At 40.5% G+C, this 17,764-nt stretch carries 16 protein-coding genes and 1 tRNA gene; 7 read left to right on the top strand and 10 right to left on the bottom strand.

Annotated features, from left to right (window positions below):
- Positions 1–36: 36 nt before the first annotated feature.
- Entirely contained in the window at positions 37–1,098 is a 1,062-nt protein-coding gene (gene bamC / locus OCI93_RS09840; RefSeq protein ID WP_261626299.1) for an outer membrane protein assembly factor BamC, read from the bottom strand.
- Between the two features lie 360 nt (positions 1,099–1,458).
- On the opposite strand from bamC, the gene OCI93_RS09835 reads away from it, so the two are divergent.
- The 3 genes from OCI93_RS09835 (at position 1,459) to OCI93_RS09825 (ending at position 4,282) form a co-directional block, all read left to right on the top strand.
- Complete coding sequence (locus OCI93_RS09835; protein WP_261592259.1) at positions 1,459–1,992, top strand: glycine cleavage system transcriptional repressor; 534 nt, start codon at positions 1,459–1,461, stop codon at positions 1,990–1,992.
- 8 nt (positions 1,993–2,000) lie between these two features.
- Positions 2,001–2,471: a thioredoxin-dependent thiol peroxidase gene (bcp, locus tag OCI93_RS09830; protein ID WP_261592258.1), complete on the top strand. Its 471-nt coding sequence runs from the start codon at positions 2,001–2,003 to the stop codon at positions 2,469–2,471.
- A gap of 218 nt (positions 2,472–2,689) precedes the next feature.
- A complete protein-coding gene (locus tag OCI93_RS09825) occupies positions 2,690–4,282 on the top strand; it encodes a tetratricopeptide repeat protein (RefSeq protein WP_261626298.1) in 1,593 nt (530 codons plus the stop codon).
- Between the two features lie 7 nt (positions 4,283–4,289).
- Here OCI93_RS09825 and OCI93_RS09820 read toward each other — a convergent pair whose 3' ends face one another.
- Positions 4,290–4,751 (bottom strand): hypothetical protein, encoded by a 462-nt coding sequence (locus OCI93_RS09820; RefSeq protein WP_261592256.1) that lies wholly within the window; start codon positions 4,749–4,751, stop codon positions 4,290–4,292.
- 360 nt (positions 4,752–5,111) lie between these two features.
- Here OCI93_RS09820 and OCI93_RS09815 point away from each other — a divergent pair, with 360 nt between their 5' ends.
- Complete coding sequence (locus OCI93_RS09815) at positions 5,112–6,737, top strand: hypothetical protein (protein WP_261626297.1); 1,626 nt, start codon at positions 5,112–5,114, stop codon at positions 6,735–6,737.
- A 59-nt stretch (positions 6,738–6,796) separates the two neighbouring features.
- Positions 6,797–8,785, top strand: coding sequence for a fibronectin type III domain-containing protein (locus OCI93_RS09810; protein ID WP_261626296.1), 1,989 nt, complete (start codon positions 6,797–6,799; stop codon positions 8,783–8,785).
- A 109-nt stretch (positions 8,786–8,894) separates the two neighbouring features.
- On the opposite strand, the gene queE is transcribed toward OCI93_RS09810, so the two are convergent.
- A complete protein-coding gene (queE, locus tag OCI93_RS09805) occupies positions 8,895–9,560 on the bottom strand; it encodes a 7-carboxy-7-deazaguanine synthase QueE (protein ID WP_261592253.1) in 666 nt (221 codons plus the stop codon).
- A gap of 122 nt (positions 9,561–9,682) precedes the next feature.
- On the opposite strand from queE, the gene queC reads away from it, so the two are divergent.
- Complete coding sequence (queC, locus tag OCI93_RS09800) at positions 9,683–10,342, top strand: 7-cyano-7-deazaguanine synthase QueC (RefSeq protein WP_261592252.1); 660 nt, start codon at positions 9,683–9,685, stop codon at positions 10,340–10,342.
- A 133-nt stretch (positions 10,343–10,475) separates the two neighbouring features.
- On the top strand, positions 10,476–10,700 hold the full coding sequence (locus tag OCI93_RS09795; protein ID WP_261592251.1) for a hypothetical protein: 225 nt from the start codon (positions 10,476–10,478) through the stop codon (positions 10,698–10,700).
- A 17-nt stretch (positions 10,701–10,717) separates the two neighbouring features.
- Here OCI93_RS09795 and OCI93_RS09790 read toward each other — a convergent pair whose 3' ends face one another.
- The 7 genes from OCI93_RS09790 to folP form a co-directional block, all read right to left on the bottom strand.
- Positions 10,718–12,007, bottom strand: a complete 1,290-nt coding sequence (locus tag OCI93_RS09790) for a Glu/Leu/Phe/Val family dehydrogenase (protein WP_261592250.1) — start codon at positions 12,005–12,007, stop codon at positions 10,718–10,720.
- A 110-nt stretch (positions 12,008–12,117) separates the two neighbouring features.
- On the bottom strand, positions 12,118–14,103 hold the full coding sequence (locus OCI93_RS09785) for a UvrD-helicase domain-containing protein (protein WP_261592249.1): 1,986 nt from the start codon (positions 14,101–14,103) through the stop codon (positions 12,118–12,120).
- Between the two features lie 135 nt (positions 14,104–14,238).
- Positions 14,239–14,323, bottom strand: a tRNA-Leu gene (locus tag OCI93_RS09780).
- Positions 14,324–14,387: 64 nt separating this feature from the next.
- Positions 14,388–14,738 (bottom strand): preprotein translocase subunit SecG, encoded by a 351-nt coding sequence (gene secG / locus OCI93_RS09775; RefSeq protein ID WP_261592248.1) that lies wholly within the window; start codon positions 14,736–14,738, stop codon positions 14,388–14,390.
- 1 nt (position 14,739) lies between these two features.
- Positions 14,740–15,489 carry a triose-phosphate isomerase gene (gene tpiA, locus OCI93_RS09770; RefSeq protein ID WP_261592247.1) on the bottom strand — a complete coding sequence of 250 codons (750 nt, stop codon included), beginning with the start codon at positions 15,487–15,489 and terminating at the stop codon, positions 14,740–14,742.
- A 79-nt stretch (positions 15,490–15,568) separates the two neighbouring features.
- Positions 15,569–16,909: a phosphoglucosamine mutase gene (gene glmM / locus OCI93_RS09765; RefSeq protein ID WP_261592246.1), complete on the bottom strand. Its 1,341-nt coding sequence runs from the start codon at positions 16,907–16,909 to the stop codon at positions 15,569–15,571.
- Positions 16,906–17,754, bottom strand: a complete 849-nt coding sequence (folP, locus tag OCI93_RS09760; RefSeq protein WP_261592245.1) for a dihydropteroate synthase — start codon at positions 17,752–17,754, stop codon at positions 16,906–16,908. The genes glmM and folP overlap by 4 nt, the downstream gene beginning before the upstream one ends.
- Between the last annotated feature and the right edge of the window lie 10 nt (positions 17,755–17,764).

Here is a 17,764-nt window from a genome sequence, read left to right as displayed (position 1 = left end):
CTAAGCTCTTTTCTTATTGAAAAAACGACCAACTGATTAAATAGTTAGGCCCTTATCACGCAATACTTGTAATAATATTTGTTGTAACTGCGCCATAACATCGGTATCTAACACATTTCCTTGCGCATCTTTCCAAGTAAGTGAAGTACTACCATCATCGGTGGTGGCCACTGCTATCTTATAATCACCACTTTCTAGTGGCAACTGTACCGCTTCATCGCCCCAAATAGAATCCCAAACACTGTCATCAGGCTTCTCATAACGCGTTAATATCTCATTTGTTTCATCATCAATTTCAATGATTGTAAAATTCACACGCTCGAGGAACCCAGAAAACCTCTCTGTCACAATATCTACAGATTGCTCGGTAAGCAGAGCACCGTTTCCATCTTTATCAAAGCCAAGCTCTAGTGATAATACACCTTGCTGCTTCCTCATTTGTACTACTAATATTCGATACAGGTAATCGAACTCAGATACCACTTCGTTCACAGCCCTTGCTTCAAGTTGCTGTTTAAGCAACTCATTAAGTGCTACACCATCGCTTTTATAATCTAGCAGTTCAGCACGAAGTGATGCTGTTCTTTGGTGTTCTTTTTGCTCAACTATAAAACGAAATTTTTGCTGTGAGACTACTTCGTCATCTTCCCAAAACCAACCTTCTACTGGTTTTATTAAAGAATACCAATGTGTACTTACTGAGCCCTGAGCACGATTGTCATCACTTAATGATGTGTTATGGCTTGCCATAACACTATCAACCGAATTCCAAATAAAACCGACTAAATCTTCAATACCATCGTTTTTATCAAAAAACACGCGGGCCATTTGGTCATTTTCTTCAACCCAGCTGCCTTGTGCCACAGTTAACACTTGCTGCGGTGGACGATAGCCTTTCGCGTCTGGATCGCTTTCAAAACGCTCCACAGACATTGTATACATCGGATCTTGAGATGGCTGCTGTAGGTGTGCCGGCACTTTTACAGGCTCGTTTGCACGATAATTGCGTTCGTGATGCGCATCGTTTGTAAAAACACTACATCCAGATAAACCAAGTAATACGCCGATAGCCAACGTTTTTGGGATCCAATACTGCACTGATTATTCTCCTTAGCAGACCCGTTAATTTTTATTTCATTACTATGATTAGGGAATGCTGGTTTGGTTCACTGTCTGGTTAAAATATTCCAAAAGATAGCAAGTTCTTTTGAAATTAAAGGGTTAGTTATAATTAACCAAAAAAATTTGCAACTATGGTACTTTCCAATGGGCATAAACACAAGAAAGGCATAAAATTATCCATTCGCTTGTGTAATAAATTCTAAAACAGGCATGTTTAGCTTGATGTTCTGTGGTACCATTTTTGGTTAAATATCAATTATCCACTGTATTCTATATTCTTCATTGCGATTACGCTCAATGCTAAAAGAATACCGTCATAGAGGTTAGGTTTCATTAATGACTGCATTTGCCAATCAACAACTGGTATTAACCGCAATAGGTGAAGACCGCTCAGGGATAGTGAGTGAACTTACACAACTCGTGAGTGATTGTCACTGTAATATTATTGACAGTCGCATTGCAATTTTAGGTAACGAATTCACTTTTATTATGTTGCTCAGTGGTGACATGTCGGCCATAAGCCGCGTTGAGCATAGCTTGCCGGTAAAAGGTATGGAACTTGGGCTTTTAACAATGATGAAGCGAACCAGTTCCCACCAACAAGGCAATTTTTGTGCTGGCTATACGCTGGTTTATGAAGGCTTAGATACCCCTGGTACACTCAGTAAAGTAACACGCTTTTTTGCCGAGCAACAAGTCAGTATTTGCTCCTTGAAATCAGATACGTTCGAGCAAGGTGAACAAGTAAATATGCGCTGTGAAATAGAGTTTAATATTCCCAGTGACGTCAATGTAGATGAATTTAAGATCCGCTTTGAAGATCTTTCTCACTCGCTCAACGTAGATTATATTTTAAGACGAATTCGCTAAGGATTAACATGAAAACATTAACAGCTGGCGAGCAAGCCCCACTTTTCACTTTACAAAACCAAAATGATGAAGCCGTTTCTTTGGCTTCATTACTAGAGCACAATCAAGTGTTGGTTTACTTCTACCCAAAAGCACTAACACCTGGGTGTACGGTACAAGCCGAACAACTGCGTGATCACAAAGCACAACTAGGTGAACTCAATACCATTGCCGTTGGTATCAGCCCAGATGCGGTAAAAAAACTTAAAAACTTTGAAACTAAAAAAGAGCTAAATTTTGATTTACTCTCTGATGAAGATCACGCAATCGCCGATGCATTTGGTGTGTGGGGCTTAAAGAAGTTTATGGGCAAAGAATACGATGGTATTCACCGTCTTAGCTTTTTAATCGACCAAAGTGGTAAAATTAAGCATGTGTTTAATAAATTTAAAACCAAAGAGCACCATCAGGTAGTGATTGATTATTTAAAAGCTAACTAAACCAAATCGAGAAGTGTCCCTATTCTTAGGGCCACCTCCTAAAGCGCGGTTAAAATTAAGTGCACACTCATCGTTATGCCTATAACAAACAATGTAATTCAACTTTAATAATATAAGCAACGCACATTGCTTGCAAAAGCGCTCAAGATATTTTGTTTTAAATATGTTAATTTAAAGATACATCTGTAAACGAAAATATATAATCAATGCTGCGCTTTTTGCTAATTACATTTTTACTGCTTATGTGCCTTTCATCCGTACAAGCAAAGGTCTGCCAAAAATCTGAAAATAATATTACGGGTGATATTTTAACATGCAAACGCGTAATCCAAACACTGCCAAAGCACAGTGATGATGCATTTGAAGCAACGCTTGAATTGGTTATTCTCTATCGCCAAGCTGGTGACATTAAGCTGGCCGACCAAGCACTAAATGCATTACTAAAACAAGACCTGAGTACGCTTAATAAATATAAAACCACTAGACAAAAAGGCATTAATGCTTACCATCAACGTGAATATATTCAATCACTCAGTTACTTCCATGATGCTCAGCTGTTAGCATTGAAATTAGCTGATACCAGTCTAATTGGTAAGTCAGCCAATGATTTAGCGAATGGTTATCAAGCATTAGGAGACTTAGACACGGCTTTAATGTTATTGCTAGAAAGCTACCAAATCGCAAAACAGCTCAACGATATCCATCGACAAGCTATCACCCTTAATAACCTAGGCAATGTGTCCAGAGATATTGACCAGCTAGATGATGCCATATTGTCTTTTCGCCAAGCTCACCTGTTACACCAACAGACAGGCAACATCAGCAAAGCAAATCATACCATTATTAGCTTAGCTGAAGTGTTTTTTAAAAAGAGACAATTTGATAAAGCTGTGAGCCTTATCCACGATACACTTGAACCACTCAAACAAAGTGGTTCTCATGCACAAGTCTCTAGAGCATATTTACTATTAGCAGAAATTGCTATCGCACAAAATAACATTCAACAAGCGGCTCAATGGCTCACCGCCCAAAGCCACACTCGTCAACTTATACAAACCAATCATGTTGACCAACGTGCACTGCTGGTCGGTGCTAAATTGAAGCAATTAGAGGGCGATCACAACACAGCACAAAGTCTTTTGAAACAGGGCCTCAATGCCCATAGCCAGCAAAATAGTCAACTCACAGAGCTGTTTTATATCGCCTTGATCCAATCGCAATTAAAGGCAAATCAATTCCAAGACGCCACCGCAACCCTACAAAATTATAATAGCATGCTCAAAAACAGTCGTTTGCAAAACGAAAGCTTATACCAATTTCGCTTACAAAGGGCCAATATCCTAATGTCGCCAAAACAAGAAAGTAATATAGGACTATATGTTACAGTGTTTTCTACAATCGCATTTTTACTTGGCGTATTAATAAGTGGGATATATTTTAAAAAACGCCGCCAACGTTTAAGCGAAGCCAACGACTCAAATACACAATTAAATCAGCCAAATGTCCGCCTACTAATGGTTGAAGTCATGACCCTTGCATTAACTATCTGGGAACAAACTAGCGGAAAAACACGTATAGAGCTTGCTGAGCAGAGTAAAACATGGAAAGTAAATATTGATGATGGTCGGTTGCGCGTAAGAACATTTGAAAGGTATCTAAATATCAAAACGTTACCAAAAAAGCCACGCTGGAGAAATATTGTCGCAACAGCCAATTATGTGCTCCAGCACTGCCTAGTTGAACATCCACTAAGAGAAAAGCTTCAACAAAAAGTACATCAACTTGAATCAGTTGTGCTCAATATAGGTTAATTTAAACTTAACGGTTCTGATCACATAAATAACAAGCCAAAGATACGCCCATACTCGCGTTATATTGTTGATGATGACGGTCACCTTTAAATTCAAATGGCCCCTCAAAACGTGCAAACACTTTCATTTGTGGACTTAACGAGTCGCTGTAGTTAATCATATTGCTGCGTAATGATTGGCACATTTTGTTACCCATATCATAAGCTAATCGCCAATCGTCAAACTGTCCGCAATCAAGCATAGGTTCAGCAACATTACCTAATAGCTTTGCATTAAATGCATTACACACATTACTGCCTTCACTGCGTAAATATTTGAACGTACCAGCAAAGAGAGTCATTTTACCAAGTAAGACCGTTTGTGCCTTTGTACAGCTTTCATTATTTTGCTGTAGTTGTATTGTTTGCGAATTATGTCCATAACTGTACCCTGCGATAAGTAAAGCACATAAAAAAATAACCTTGTTCATCACATATTTCCTTTTTATGAGTTCAATTTTTAAGTTGCAAAACACACCCCAATTAACACAGTAGGAATCCATTGCAATAATCACACATTGTCGCAAACCTGCATTACTTGCACATAAAATTACGGGGCAAATGGGTAATTTTTGGTAAATATAAAAATAACATTATGATAGTTATACTTTTGTTTTATTTCACATGATAATTAGTAACGATAAATCCTCCATGAGCCACGCACCTTAGTACGTTTACCCAATTGACCCCTACATGACCCAGAAACTTTGTTCAATCACGTCAAAATTACCATCACTATTAAATTGCACTTGAATTTTCTGTGCCCATTATTAATGAAGGAATAGATCATAATGAATCGAACAATATTTAACCCCAATGCATTGAGTATTATATCCGCTGCACTTTTATTTAGTGGTACAGCTTTGAGCTCGATAGCAGCTGAGGCGAACATCAAGAAACAAGAAAATGGACAAATGCTGCCCACACAAGTGAGTGCTCAGACATGGCAAGCAATCTCGAATTGGTCTACGGACTCACTGTCTTTACTTGAGTTTATTGCTAGCAACGATGAAGAGTATGAACTAAACCACTATATAGAGTTGTTAACCCGAGATCACCGCGATGGTGAAATACTGAGGCAACTAAAAGAGTTGGATACCACTGTATTGGACTATTGGCCACAGGCGATGAATGAAGCCTCTCCTGAAGATAATTTTTTATTCACAAGATACATAATACAATATAAACCAGCACAATTTGTTCAATGGCTTAATCGGTACAAGGCCATCTCACTCTCTCAATACCTTGAGCAAAAAGCACCTCAACTCTTTAATGCATGGTATGAAGAGCATGCAGCCCCTAAACGAAAAGGGCTTTCAATCTTAGAATACAATAGCGCATTGCCAGCTGAAGTTTACGCTGAATTAAAAGACTTACTCAGTAAAGACCCTTCTGGTGGTACAAAATCACAATGTGCCTGTCAAATGATCACACCAGTTACAGGTTCAGGCCATGTTGTCACAAACTACCCTGCTACTCCAAGTAATTGGTCAGACTATTCAAGTGATAGCAGCGGCTTATCAAAACATAAATTAGATTTTAAAACCACAGCATACGGTGCTTTTCACTCAGGTGATGGGGTACGCTGGTCAAAACACAAAGCATATGGCTATGACTCTAGCATTAACCATAATTCTAGCGAGTTTTATGTGAAAATGCTGTGCACCGATGCAGGCGGCTTTGACTGTAACCAAAGCAACTCATGCACTGGCAATTTAGAAGTTCGTGGCACATATTCTTCAAGATACCATGTTAAGGGGACGGCTAAGCAAATTTGGTCAAAAGCAACCAACTCTCACGCAGGGGATGGTGCAAAGTTTGCTGTTGACTTACCAGGCTCCGCACCTGAAATAGTGTTATTCAACAAAGCGGGTGGTGCTGCTATGAGCTACAATACTGGATGGGATATCAACTCAGTACTTGGTGCTTTAAAAGCGGCTTTGGGTATAACTTCTGCCATTGTAAGTGACAGCCCAGGCAGTTTACTCGATGGTGAACTTGCCAGTGATCTCATCACCAATATTGCCGGCATGGTCACCCGCTCAGGTAATGAAAAAACGGTCAATAGCACGATGCGAGCACGCTTTGACTCATCAGACGTTAGTCCCTTTCTTTTGCAGCCTAATGAAGTGTACCACTTTACACTTGATTCAAGTGCGAGGGTAAAAGCCAGAGGCTATGGCGGTTATTCTGATAGTCACTTTGAGTACGGCAGCTCAGGTGCATTGATGTATGCAGCTAATCATTTCACCTGTGGTACAAATGTAACCCCTCCAACGCCAACCGGATTGTGGTTTTATGCTGACCAATCAGGACCAGATAGTAACGCCTCGTTACGCAGTGATGTAGAAAATTGGCTTTCAATACAGCTTAATAAGCCAGTTAGCGCAAGTCAGTCACAAGGTATTGTGCACTAACTTGGCACCTGTGTGGGGCCGCTATGTTGCTCCACACTTATCACCTACAAGGAATCATTATGAAACATTTCACATTGGCTGTGCTTGCATATTTTGCCATGTTGGGCTGTGAATATGCCTCAGCACAAGGTCTGAACCGCGATACATCAACATTACCCATTTTATTTTTTTCGGATGCGCAGCGCTATCAAGCAATATCACCATGGTATACCTTGAGTTATCAACAACAGCAAGTAGAGCTTACAACTTGCCCAGATCAATCATGTAAACAAAGTTTCAAGTTTAGCAATTTAAACCACGCCTGCTCATTTAACGAAAGCCATTATCAACCAAGCCTAAAAGGGCGAGCTGGCAATCTACAGCAGCAAGATACATACTCTCAACTTACGCTAGGGCACTATAATGGCAATACTTTGTATGTTAGCGGCAATCAAAGACGGGTAGTCTTTACACTTGATGTTACGAATCAACCTACTCACCTGCAATTTCAATTTACTGATGGTTTTGACACGAAGCTTAGCGAAAATCAACATTCTATCGAGCGTACACCCCAAACCTGCCGTTCAAAAACATGCTCAACCTATTGGCAAGCATTCAATGTCACCAAGGGCGGGCACTATATACCAGCTAGGTTTGCCACGACAGAAGATGGCGGTTGGCTAATTAAAAACTCACCAACGGCTGTCAAACTAGAGCTTTCAACTCTTATTGGCGAATATAAGCCGCCCGTCAAACGCTACCATCATGATAACCTTACCGTTACGAGCCGAATTATAGCGCAAGATAGCGCCATAGTTTTGCAAAAAAAAGACGCTTATCAGAAGATAAATTTAATTGATACACGCGTTATTGAATTTGCAGCAAGTCATTGGTTATTGAATCAAGGCGATACACTTCTATTAACCAACGATCATGCTGATATCGTCGCAACGACGAGTTTACTGTCCTTGGGGCTAAAACATGTAATAAACAGTGCAATAGGATTAGAAAGCAGCTTTATATTAGGTCTTGCTGCTAAGGACACAGAATTTCGCCCATTAACGCAACCTATTATCACTCAATACCCAAAGAAACATAACTCAAAGATGGTGGCAACACGACTTATTGAGCTTGACCGCAACCTCAATGCACACTTTGCAACCACCTTATATTTACCCGAATCTGAGCTTTATGATGCAACCATCGAAAAGCACCCATGGGGACTGTTAGTAGGCACTGGCGAAGCGACTACAACATCCACGACTCATACATACCAAACAAATCAATCATCATCAGCAATGCTTGGTTGTCCATTTATAGCTGATGGTTACGGATATGGCTTATTGTGTTGGAAGGCTTTAAACAATCCAACCCTAACCTACACCCCCAGCACAGCAAGCGGCATGATCCCAACTACAGTTGTAGATAATACCACTCCAACGCTCATGAATGAGCTTGAAAACAACCAACACGGAATAATTTTTCAAGATGCTGGCGTACCTGTAGACCCTGGAGGCTCATGGACTCACCCAGATAACATTGCAACGAGCAAAGAATATTTAGGCCTGGCAATTGCCATGTACCACACCCGTTGGAACTCACCCGTTGCCGCAAATATTATCTTCCCTGCTGGTAATCCAGCACAACCGGTCATGTTTCGAGAAGTTGAGTACCAAGCAGCAAATAGTAGCCACTTACCTCACAATATGTGTAATAACTTTGCGGCCAGCTCAGGTTACCCAGAGTATCAAGCAGCAAATGCTTGTATGACTCAATCTGGATTTGGCTTGTTCACCCTCAAAACACTGACTTTTGATCGCTGGCAAAGCAACAACTACTCCCCTAATCAAAGTGTTAGTGGGCAAGATAACAGCTGGTTCCCATGGTTTACTAATTTTGTAGGCGATCCACCTGTGACAGACATATTTGAAGGCCAAACAAGTATTGAGATGCTAAACCGCATTAAGCATAATGCCGCGCAGTACGACTATTTAGTACAAGACACTTACTTACAAGGGGCGCTTGTTAGCCAGTCTAAAGTTTTAGGTTATTATCGTACCCAGCCTTAGAGCTGTGTATTACTTTCTCTAAAGCTTAAGACTCATAAAAAGATAGCAGCATGCTGTTACCTGCTATCTTTTCTACCGATACTAATTTTTTGATTGTTTGCTGCTGTTATCAATTAATACCGATATATTTATGTACTTGTACTGACAGGCGCCAATTTTTCTTCATACAAGTGTCGATTGCAAGTTTTGTCGCTGAGGTTTTTTGACTGATTGGTTGTAAATAAACTAGCTTAGGTTTGACGCCTGTTTGTTCAAATAACAGTTCAAGCTCTTCAACATGCTTTTGCATTGCAACGGGGTGTTTAATCTCATCAGCACGCTGCATAGCACTGGCCAATACGTCATAACCACCACGCATATTAATTTTTGGCGATACGGTGACCCAAGTCTGCTCAGGTACTTTGATTTCAAAGGTACCACTGGTTTCAATTTGAGTACTATAGCCTGCTTCATGAAGTAATTCGCACACCGGCACTAAGTCAAACATACACGGCTCGCCACCTGTGATCACGACATGCTTTGCGAGGTAACCTCGTTGTTTAAACATAGCAAGTATTTGTTCTGGAGTCGCCTCAGCCCACCATTGTGAGTCTGCTTTTTTCTCAACCGTTTTATCCAAGGAAATACGATAGGTTGGGTTTATATCCCATGTTTGCTTGGTATCACACCAGGCGCAGCCTACAGGGCAACCTTGCAGGCGTAAAAAAATTGATGGTACACCAGTGTAACTAGCCTCACCTTGAATAGTTTCAAAAATTTCATTGATTTTGTACAAAACGGCTCCGTAACAACTTCAAAAACTCAAAAAATCGCCTTTGGAAATTGTTATTTCCTCAGCGGCCGTGTAGTATATCGCGCCCTGAAGTAAACCTCTATTAAAAATCGAGGCAAAGCCCTATGAGTGAAAAAGTCGTTGTCATTTATTCTGGTGGTATGGACTCATACACCGTATTAAACAAAGCCATTCGTGCCGGTTATGAAGTCTATGCGCTGTCTTTTAACTATGGCCAGCGTCATGTTAAAGAGCTAGAAGTGGCATCACAAGTGTGTGAAAAGCTAAGCATCGCGCACAAAGTGGTAGATATTTCAGCCATCAACCAGCTCATTGGCGGCTCTTCACTTACTGATGATATTGACGTACCTGAAGGCCACTACGAAGAAGAAAGCATGAAAAGCACTGTAGTACCTAATCGAAATATGATTTTACTATCATTAGCAGTTGGCTATGCAGTGTCTTTGAAGGCCAACAAGGTTTTTTATGGTGCGCATTCAGGAGATCACGCTATTTATCCAGATTGCCGACCCGAGTTCGTTAAAAAGATGGATGATGTCTGCAAAGTAGCCAACTACGAAGAAATTGACATTGTTTGTCCATATTTAAATAGCAGTAAAATTGACATTTTAACTGACGGTTTAAATATGGGCCTTGATTACGGTGATACTTGGACTTGCTACAATGGTCGAGAAAAAGCGTGCGGAAAGTGTGGTGCTTGCCAAGAACGCTTAGAAGCATTTCAATTAAACAACGCACAAGACCCACTAAGTTACGAAGCCTAGATATATTTACGGGAGCCTTCGACTCCCGTATCTCTTTTTTCAGTCTCTCATGACACAAGTCACTTCCTATCAAGCCTGATTGTGTTAAATTAATCATCAAGTCATGTTTGCGTCAACAGCAATGGAGGAAGTTATGTCTGGTACGACGATGATTGTATTGATTGTGTTTATAACGGTGGGTTTTAGCATAATCAGTAAAATGTTTAATCGGTATCTATCACATCAAAAATCACAACACAGTAAGCATAATGAAGCTTTAAATGCAGAGCTCAGAGCACTTAAAGAGCGCGTAGCCACACTTGAAAAAATTGTCACTGATGACGGCTACGTGCTAAAAGAACAATTTAAAAATCTCTAACCCTTTTGCATATGTGCTTATTCAGAATGTGAGAAATAATCTGCAGTCCCATGCGCCTCTAAAGCTTCAGAAAGCTTTTTGAGCGCTAACTTGTAGACTGAAACACGCATTGAATCATCACCTTGTTGATAATGTTGCCACGCCTGTTCAAATGCACTGTGCATATAATCTGCCAGCTTATCGTGCACTTTTTGTTCAGACCATGCTTCTCCTTGGCGATTTTGACACCACTCAAAAAAACTCACAATAACGCCACCTGCATTAGCCAGAATATCAGGAATGACTTGAGTGCCCTGTGCATTCAGCTGCTGGTCGACATCTGCGGTTATTGGGCCATTAGCTATCTCTACAATATATTTAGCATGAACTTGATCAACATTATCTGCTGTTATAACCCCTGCCAATGCAGCAGGTACTAATAAATCAACATCAAGCGTCAATAGCTCATCATTGCTAATACGAGTATGCTCCCTATCTTCACAAACTGAGTGCTGGCAGTAAACTGCTTTCAATGTGTTACTGCGCTGCTTTTCCTCATATACGCTTTCTATATCGAGCCCCTGTTCACAATATATGCCACCTTTAGAGTCACTAACGGCCACTATTTTATACCCAGCACCTTGGAGTAGCCGTGCGCAATGATATCCCCCATTACCAAAGCCTTGTACCGCAACTGTTTTGTCCTGAACCTGCCAGTCTAATTTGTTTGCTAATGCTTCAACACATAAAAAAGCACCTCGCCCAGTGGCGCTATCTCGTCCTAAGCTGCCACCAAACGCAACTGGCTTACCAGTGATCACATCAGGACATTTTGTGCGAGTTATTTTTTCGTATTCATCCATCATCCATCCCATAATACGAGCATTGGTATACACGTCAGGTGCTGGAATATCCAATTGAGGACCAATAAAGTCTGCATTAGCTCTAATGTAAGCACGTGCTAAACGTTCTAACTCCATCGGGGAAAGCTGCTTTGGATCAACAGTAACCGCGCCTTTTGCACCACCAAATGGTACATTCACCACTGCACATTTTAACGTCATCCAGAGCGCTAAAGCCTCTACTTCATTTTGATCGGCATCTTGATGAAAACGAATACCCCCTTTGGTGGGCCCAAGTAAATCATTATAACGACAACGATACGCTTTGAAATAAGCGGTATCTCCACTGTCTTTTCTAATTGCAATATTACTTGTTAGAGTACTCTGCGGCTGATTTAGCGCTTCCAATATAGGATTAAATTGTGCGTTATTTTTCGCGATATTATCGAGTCTAGTTAATGCATCTTGCAAAATATTCTTAGCCATTATTATTCCTAGATATTTTAATAAATATTGGTACGGTGACACTTCAAGAATAGTTTAATAATGGCAAAGATAAACGGCTTAGTAGGTCTATATTCAGTAAATTTTAAGGATCACGGTTCAATTTCTAATTCATCTAAGAATCGACATGGTTTATCGTTTGGTTTGAATAAAAACACCTGTTGCTTAGCCCGTGTTAAAGCAACATAAAATAAACGCCGCTCTTCAGCATAAGGGTAGGACTCCTGCTCAGGTAACATTGCATTTAACAGAGGCCGAACACGCACTTGAGCAGGAAAGCCACTCTTGCCTTCATGTAGACCCATCAAAATACAAAATTGTGCCTCTTTACCCTTAGAGGCATGAAAAGTCATCGCTTTGATATTCAAACTTCTAAACATCTCTCGAAGCTCAGTTAAACGCTGTTTGGTTGGCAGCTGCTTATGAAAACGCGCCAATAAAAATACACTAGACTCACCGTTACGGGCAACCTGTGCAAGTGAACTTTCCAAAGCCATATCGTCACTCTCTACCAGTTTGACAACAAATGCAGCAATGGACGAACAGGTATAAGCAGTAAGCTGCTTAAATATTTGTGTAGGATTTGCACAAACGAATTGACTCGACACATCCAATATTGCTTGGGGGTAACGAAACGTTTGATCCAACACATCTACAGTGGCCACTCCAAAATACTCGCTAAAATGAGTCGTCAATTTAACATCTGCACCGCTAAAACGATATATAGATTGCCAATCATCACCAACAGCAAAGAGATAACGCTTTTTCGATTTACCAAGCAAAGTATGTAATAGCTTTGCCCGAATTGGCGACAAGTCTTGAAACTCATCCACCATGATATGCACCCAAGGCACAACAAATTGATTGTTTTCTATATAATTGATTGCTTTAGCTATCATATCTTCAAAGTCGATAGCTTGCTCACTTTCCAAATAAAGTTGATACTCCCCGATAATGGGTTTAATGCATTCAAGCAACTCACTGCAGTCAACTTCAACTTGAGGTAACTTAGACAGCAAACGTGAGTTTTTGTAATGACTTATAAGCGTAGCAATATGTTTGACTACGACTGAACATTTTGGGGAGTTTAAAAACGCTACTGCATCACCTACCGTGATATGACACTCTACCTGACAAAACTGCTTAAATATAGTGTGATAGCTAGGCTGTAAGCAAAGTGCTTGTAAAGTATCGAGGATAAACATATGCTTTTGTGTTTGATCACTCACCAAGTCACTAAGCTTTGGTTTTTGGCCTTCAACCATTTCAATAATATGCAAACCCAAGGCATGAAAGGTCATACAACTAAAACTTTCACCCGCTCTTTTTTTAAGCTCTTTTGCAGCTTCACTGCCATATGCCAGTAATAACACTTGCTTAGCATTAGCTGCTGCACAGTGCACTAAAAACTGTGCACGCGCCACCATCACACTTGTTTTCCCAGTACCTGCACCAGCCAATAATAACTGCCGCTCATCTTGGACAATACATGCACGCCTTTGAGCTTCTGTGAGAGGCAGCTTCTCAACATTATCAAAAAAGTGCTTAAATTGGTGTGCCTGATAATTAATGTATGCATGACGGAAACCTGCAATATCGGTATCTTGCCATTGTTGGATCTCTTCAAGCGTATAAAGTGCCTGTCGCAAATCATCAGGCAAAGTAATGATAGGTTGCCAACTTAACCATTGAGGTACTATTTTCGCTACAATTTCACGCACTCTTTTAAGGTTTCCAAAAGATAGATACTGCCGCTGTAACAACTGTTCAATTTTACCAATAGTGTTGATAAGGGTATTACCATGTTTTGCTATCCAAAACTGCTGAAAATGCACATTGACTTCGTTACATCGCGCCACAGTGACATTATGTATGGTCTTATTGCTTAAGGTAATTTTAACACGAAATAGAATGATACCTGATGAAATAGAGGGTGGGCAGAACATCTCTTCCCATAGAAAACAATGACTACAGGTAGTGCTAACTAATTCCAGTTGCTTTGAATTAGCATTTAGGTGGGTGTATTGTGCAAATACCCCTTTTGCTGAAAAGTTACTTAGGTTCAATTGTTTATACACTGAGAAGTAATGGCTGCGACAGTATTAACAGGTCTTTGAGTAATGTAAAGCGCACTCTAGAGCACTTAACTGTATTAGCTCATAAGCTAAAAAAGAGATATAAAAAAACCAGCTAAAAGCTGGTTTTTTTATATTTGGTGCGGATGGGGGGACTTGAACCCCCACGCCCGAAAGCACTACCCCCTCAAGGTAGCGTGTCTACCAATTCCACCACATCCGCTTTATTTCGACATGACATTTGATTGAGGAATCAAATAGCCGAGTAACTTAAGGCTACTACTCTATTAATTTGGTACATCTGATGTATTATCATTATCAGAAGACACAGGTACGTCTGACGCTGCGGGTGCTACAGTTGATGCAGCCGGTGCTTCAAGATTCTCCCACTCGTCGGTCTTTTTAATTTGACCTGCGGTGAGGTTACCCAAAACAATACTTAAAACAAAAAATACAGTCGCTAAAACGGTTGTAGTTTTTGTCATAAAATTACCTGCACCTGATGAGCCAAATACTGTCGCTGATGCGCCTGCACCAAACGACGAACCCATATCCGCGCCTTTACCTTGTTGAACTAACACCATACCAACAAGTGCTAAGGCAACAATTAAGTAAACAACCAATAATATTTCGTACATTTTATACGTTCCCTACTGCACTTTTACAGATACTCGCAAAAGCATCTTTTTTCAGACTCGCTCCGCCGATTAAACCGCCGTCAATATCTGCCTGTGCAAATAATAATTCACTATTCTTTTCATTAACACTGCCACCATAAAGAATACGCAGTGCGTTAGCAACTTGCTCATCGTAAGCTATGAGCATGTCGCGAATAAACTTGTGTACCGCTTGCGCTTGTTCTGGAGAAGCTGTTTTACCAGTTCCGATAGCCCAAACGGGCTCGTATGCTATCACAGAATCATTTAATGCCGCTATACCTAATTTGCTAATAACTGCTTTTATTTGCTTGGCAACAACTTGTTCTGTTTTGCCAGCTTCACGTTCAGATTCTGTTTCACCAACACATAATATTGGTATTAAGCCAAATTCTTGAGCTTTAGCAAACTTATCAGCTACTTGCTGATCTGACTCTTTGAAAATACTTCGTCTTTCAGAGTGACCAACTAAAGTGTATTTTGCACCTAGCTGTTTAGCTAGTTGTGCATGAATCTCACCAGTAAAAGCACCTGAGTCAAACTCTGAAATAGTTTGAGTTCCGGCCTCAACATTTTCACTTAATACTTCACTAAGCAATAATGCGGGAGGAAATATAATAACATCCACATTTGAATTACTATACTTTTTAACTTCATCACACACTTGAGATACTAACTCCACAGAGCCATTCATCTTCCAGTTACCTGCAACAATAGGCTTACGCTGTGCCATACGATACTCCGCATCAGAAAGCGGGTGAGATACTAACTTGCCTCACCCTGATTTACAAGAAATAAAATAAAAAATAAGATTAATTGCTCACAGATTCAACAACTTCAGCAATTTTAGTTGCAAAGTCGATAACTTGCTTCTCTTGTTCGGCTTCAACCATAACTCTGATCACAGGTTCTGTTCCCGACTTTCTTAATAACACTCGACCTTTACCCGCTAATTCTTGCTCTACCTCTACAACGGCTTGCTTAACAATGTCCTGCTCGGTTGGGTCATTATTAGTCTTGTAGCGAACATTGATCATTTTCATTGGGTATTTTGTAAAACCACTACCCAAGTCCTGCAATGTTTTGTTCTGTGACACCATGGCAGCCAATACTTGTAAACTAGAGATAATACCGTCGCCTGTGCAAATAAGGCCAAGATTCAATATATGTCCAGAGCTTTCACCACCAATGGTCCAGCCATTTTGATTAAGTAGCTCCATGACATAACGATCACCTACTTTGCTTCTAACAAAATCTATTCCTCTTGCCTTGAGCGCATTTTCAAGTCCCATATTAGACATAACCGTACCCACAACGCCACCATTTAATGTGTCATTCGCATGCGCTAAACAAGCAATAATATAGACGATATCGTCACCATCAAATACTTGACCATTGTGGTCCACCATCATGACTCGGTCGCCATCACCATCGTACGCAACACCTACATCAGCTTGATGTTCTAATACTTGACGCTTAAGACTATCAACATGTGTTGCACCACATTCATGATTAATATTTAACCCGTTTGGCTCGCATGCATGGCAAATTACGGTCGCCCCCAATTCGCGCATAACTGCAGGTGCAATATGATAAGTGGCACCATTTGCACAATCCAATACAACCTTTAAACCTTCAAGGGATAAGTCTTTAGGAAATTGGCTTTTACAAAACTCAATATAACGGCCATCAGCATTTTCAAGACGACGCGCTTTACCTAATTTCTCTGAGGTAACACAGGTCATTTCCTCATCCATCATAGCTTCAATTTCAAGTTCAACACTATCGGCTAGCTTTAACCCGTTACCACTAAAAAATTTAATGCCGTTATCATGATACGGATTATGTGACGCGCTGATCACAATACCCGCTTCTGCTCTAAAAGTTTGTGTTAAATATGCTACAGCTGGGGTTGGCATAGGGCCTAGTAGCACCACATCAATACCAGCAGCAATTAAACCCGCCTCTAAAGAGGTTTCTAATAAGTAACCAGAAATACGCGTATCTTTACCTATAATTACTTTTTTTGTGCCAGTTTTCGATAAAACTTTACCAGCAGCCCAACCTAATTTCAGCGCAAACTCTGGTGTAATTGGGTATTGCCCAACTAAACCTCTCACTCCATCTGTACCAAAATATTTTCTAGTTGTCATATGGTTACTCCATTACGCGCTGCGTGCCATACAGTAAGCACGTCAGCAGTTTGTTGAACATCATGAACCCGTAAGATGTGCGCACCCTGCTGTGCACACAACAATGCCCCCGCTAAACTCGCAGCAAGCCGCTCACTGGTTTCTCTATTTAGTAAATTACCAAACATAGACTTTCTAGAAAGCCCTGCTAACAATGGCAGTTTGAAAGACTTAAAAGCCCCAAAGTTACCCAACAACTCAAAATTGTGGGATAAGTCTTTACCAAAGCCAAAACCCGGGTCGAGTATAATGCGCTCTTTAGCGATGCCGTATTTGTTACAAACTAGCAGCCGTTCGCTGAAAAATGCCTTAATATCTAAAATTAATTCATTATAAGTTGGCTTTTTTTGCATCGTACGTGGTTGGCCTTGCATGTGCATTAAGCATATTGGCACATCTGGGTAAGCAGCAGCCACTTGCAATGCATCTGGTTCTTGTAAGGCCCTTACATCATTTATAATATCTGCGCCAGCTTTGATAGCTTGTTGCATCACTTGTGCTTTACTGGTATCAACAGAAATAATACAGTCGCTATAGCGACGTATACCCTCTATCACGGGTATCACACGCTGCAATTCTTGATCGCAAGCAACATCTGGCGCACCAGGGCGTGTAGATTCACCACCAATATCTAGTATTGTCGCACCTTGTTGAATTAAGGATAAAGCCTGTTTGACAGCGATGTCACTTTGATAGTAAGTACCACCATCTGAAAAAGAATCAGGAGTTACATTGACGATCCCCATAATCTGAGGCGTATCGAGGCAAAGTGTACGGCCTCTAGGTAAACGGATTGTAGTTATCATTGTTTTACTC

It is taken from the genome of Pseudoalteromonas holothuriae (assembly GCF_945859825.1).
GTDB lineage: Bacteria > Pseudomonadota > Gammaproteobacteria > Enterobacterales > Alteromonadaceae > Pseudoalteromonas > Pseudoalteromonas holothuriae.
The sequence above is the reverse complement of the archived record's forward strand: the minus strand, read 5'-3'. Positions and strand labels throughout refer to the sequence as shown.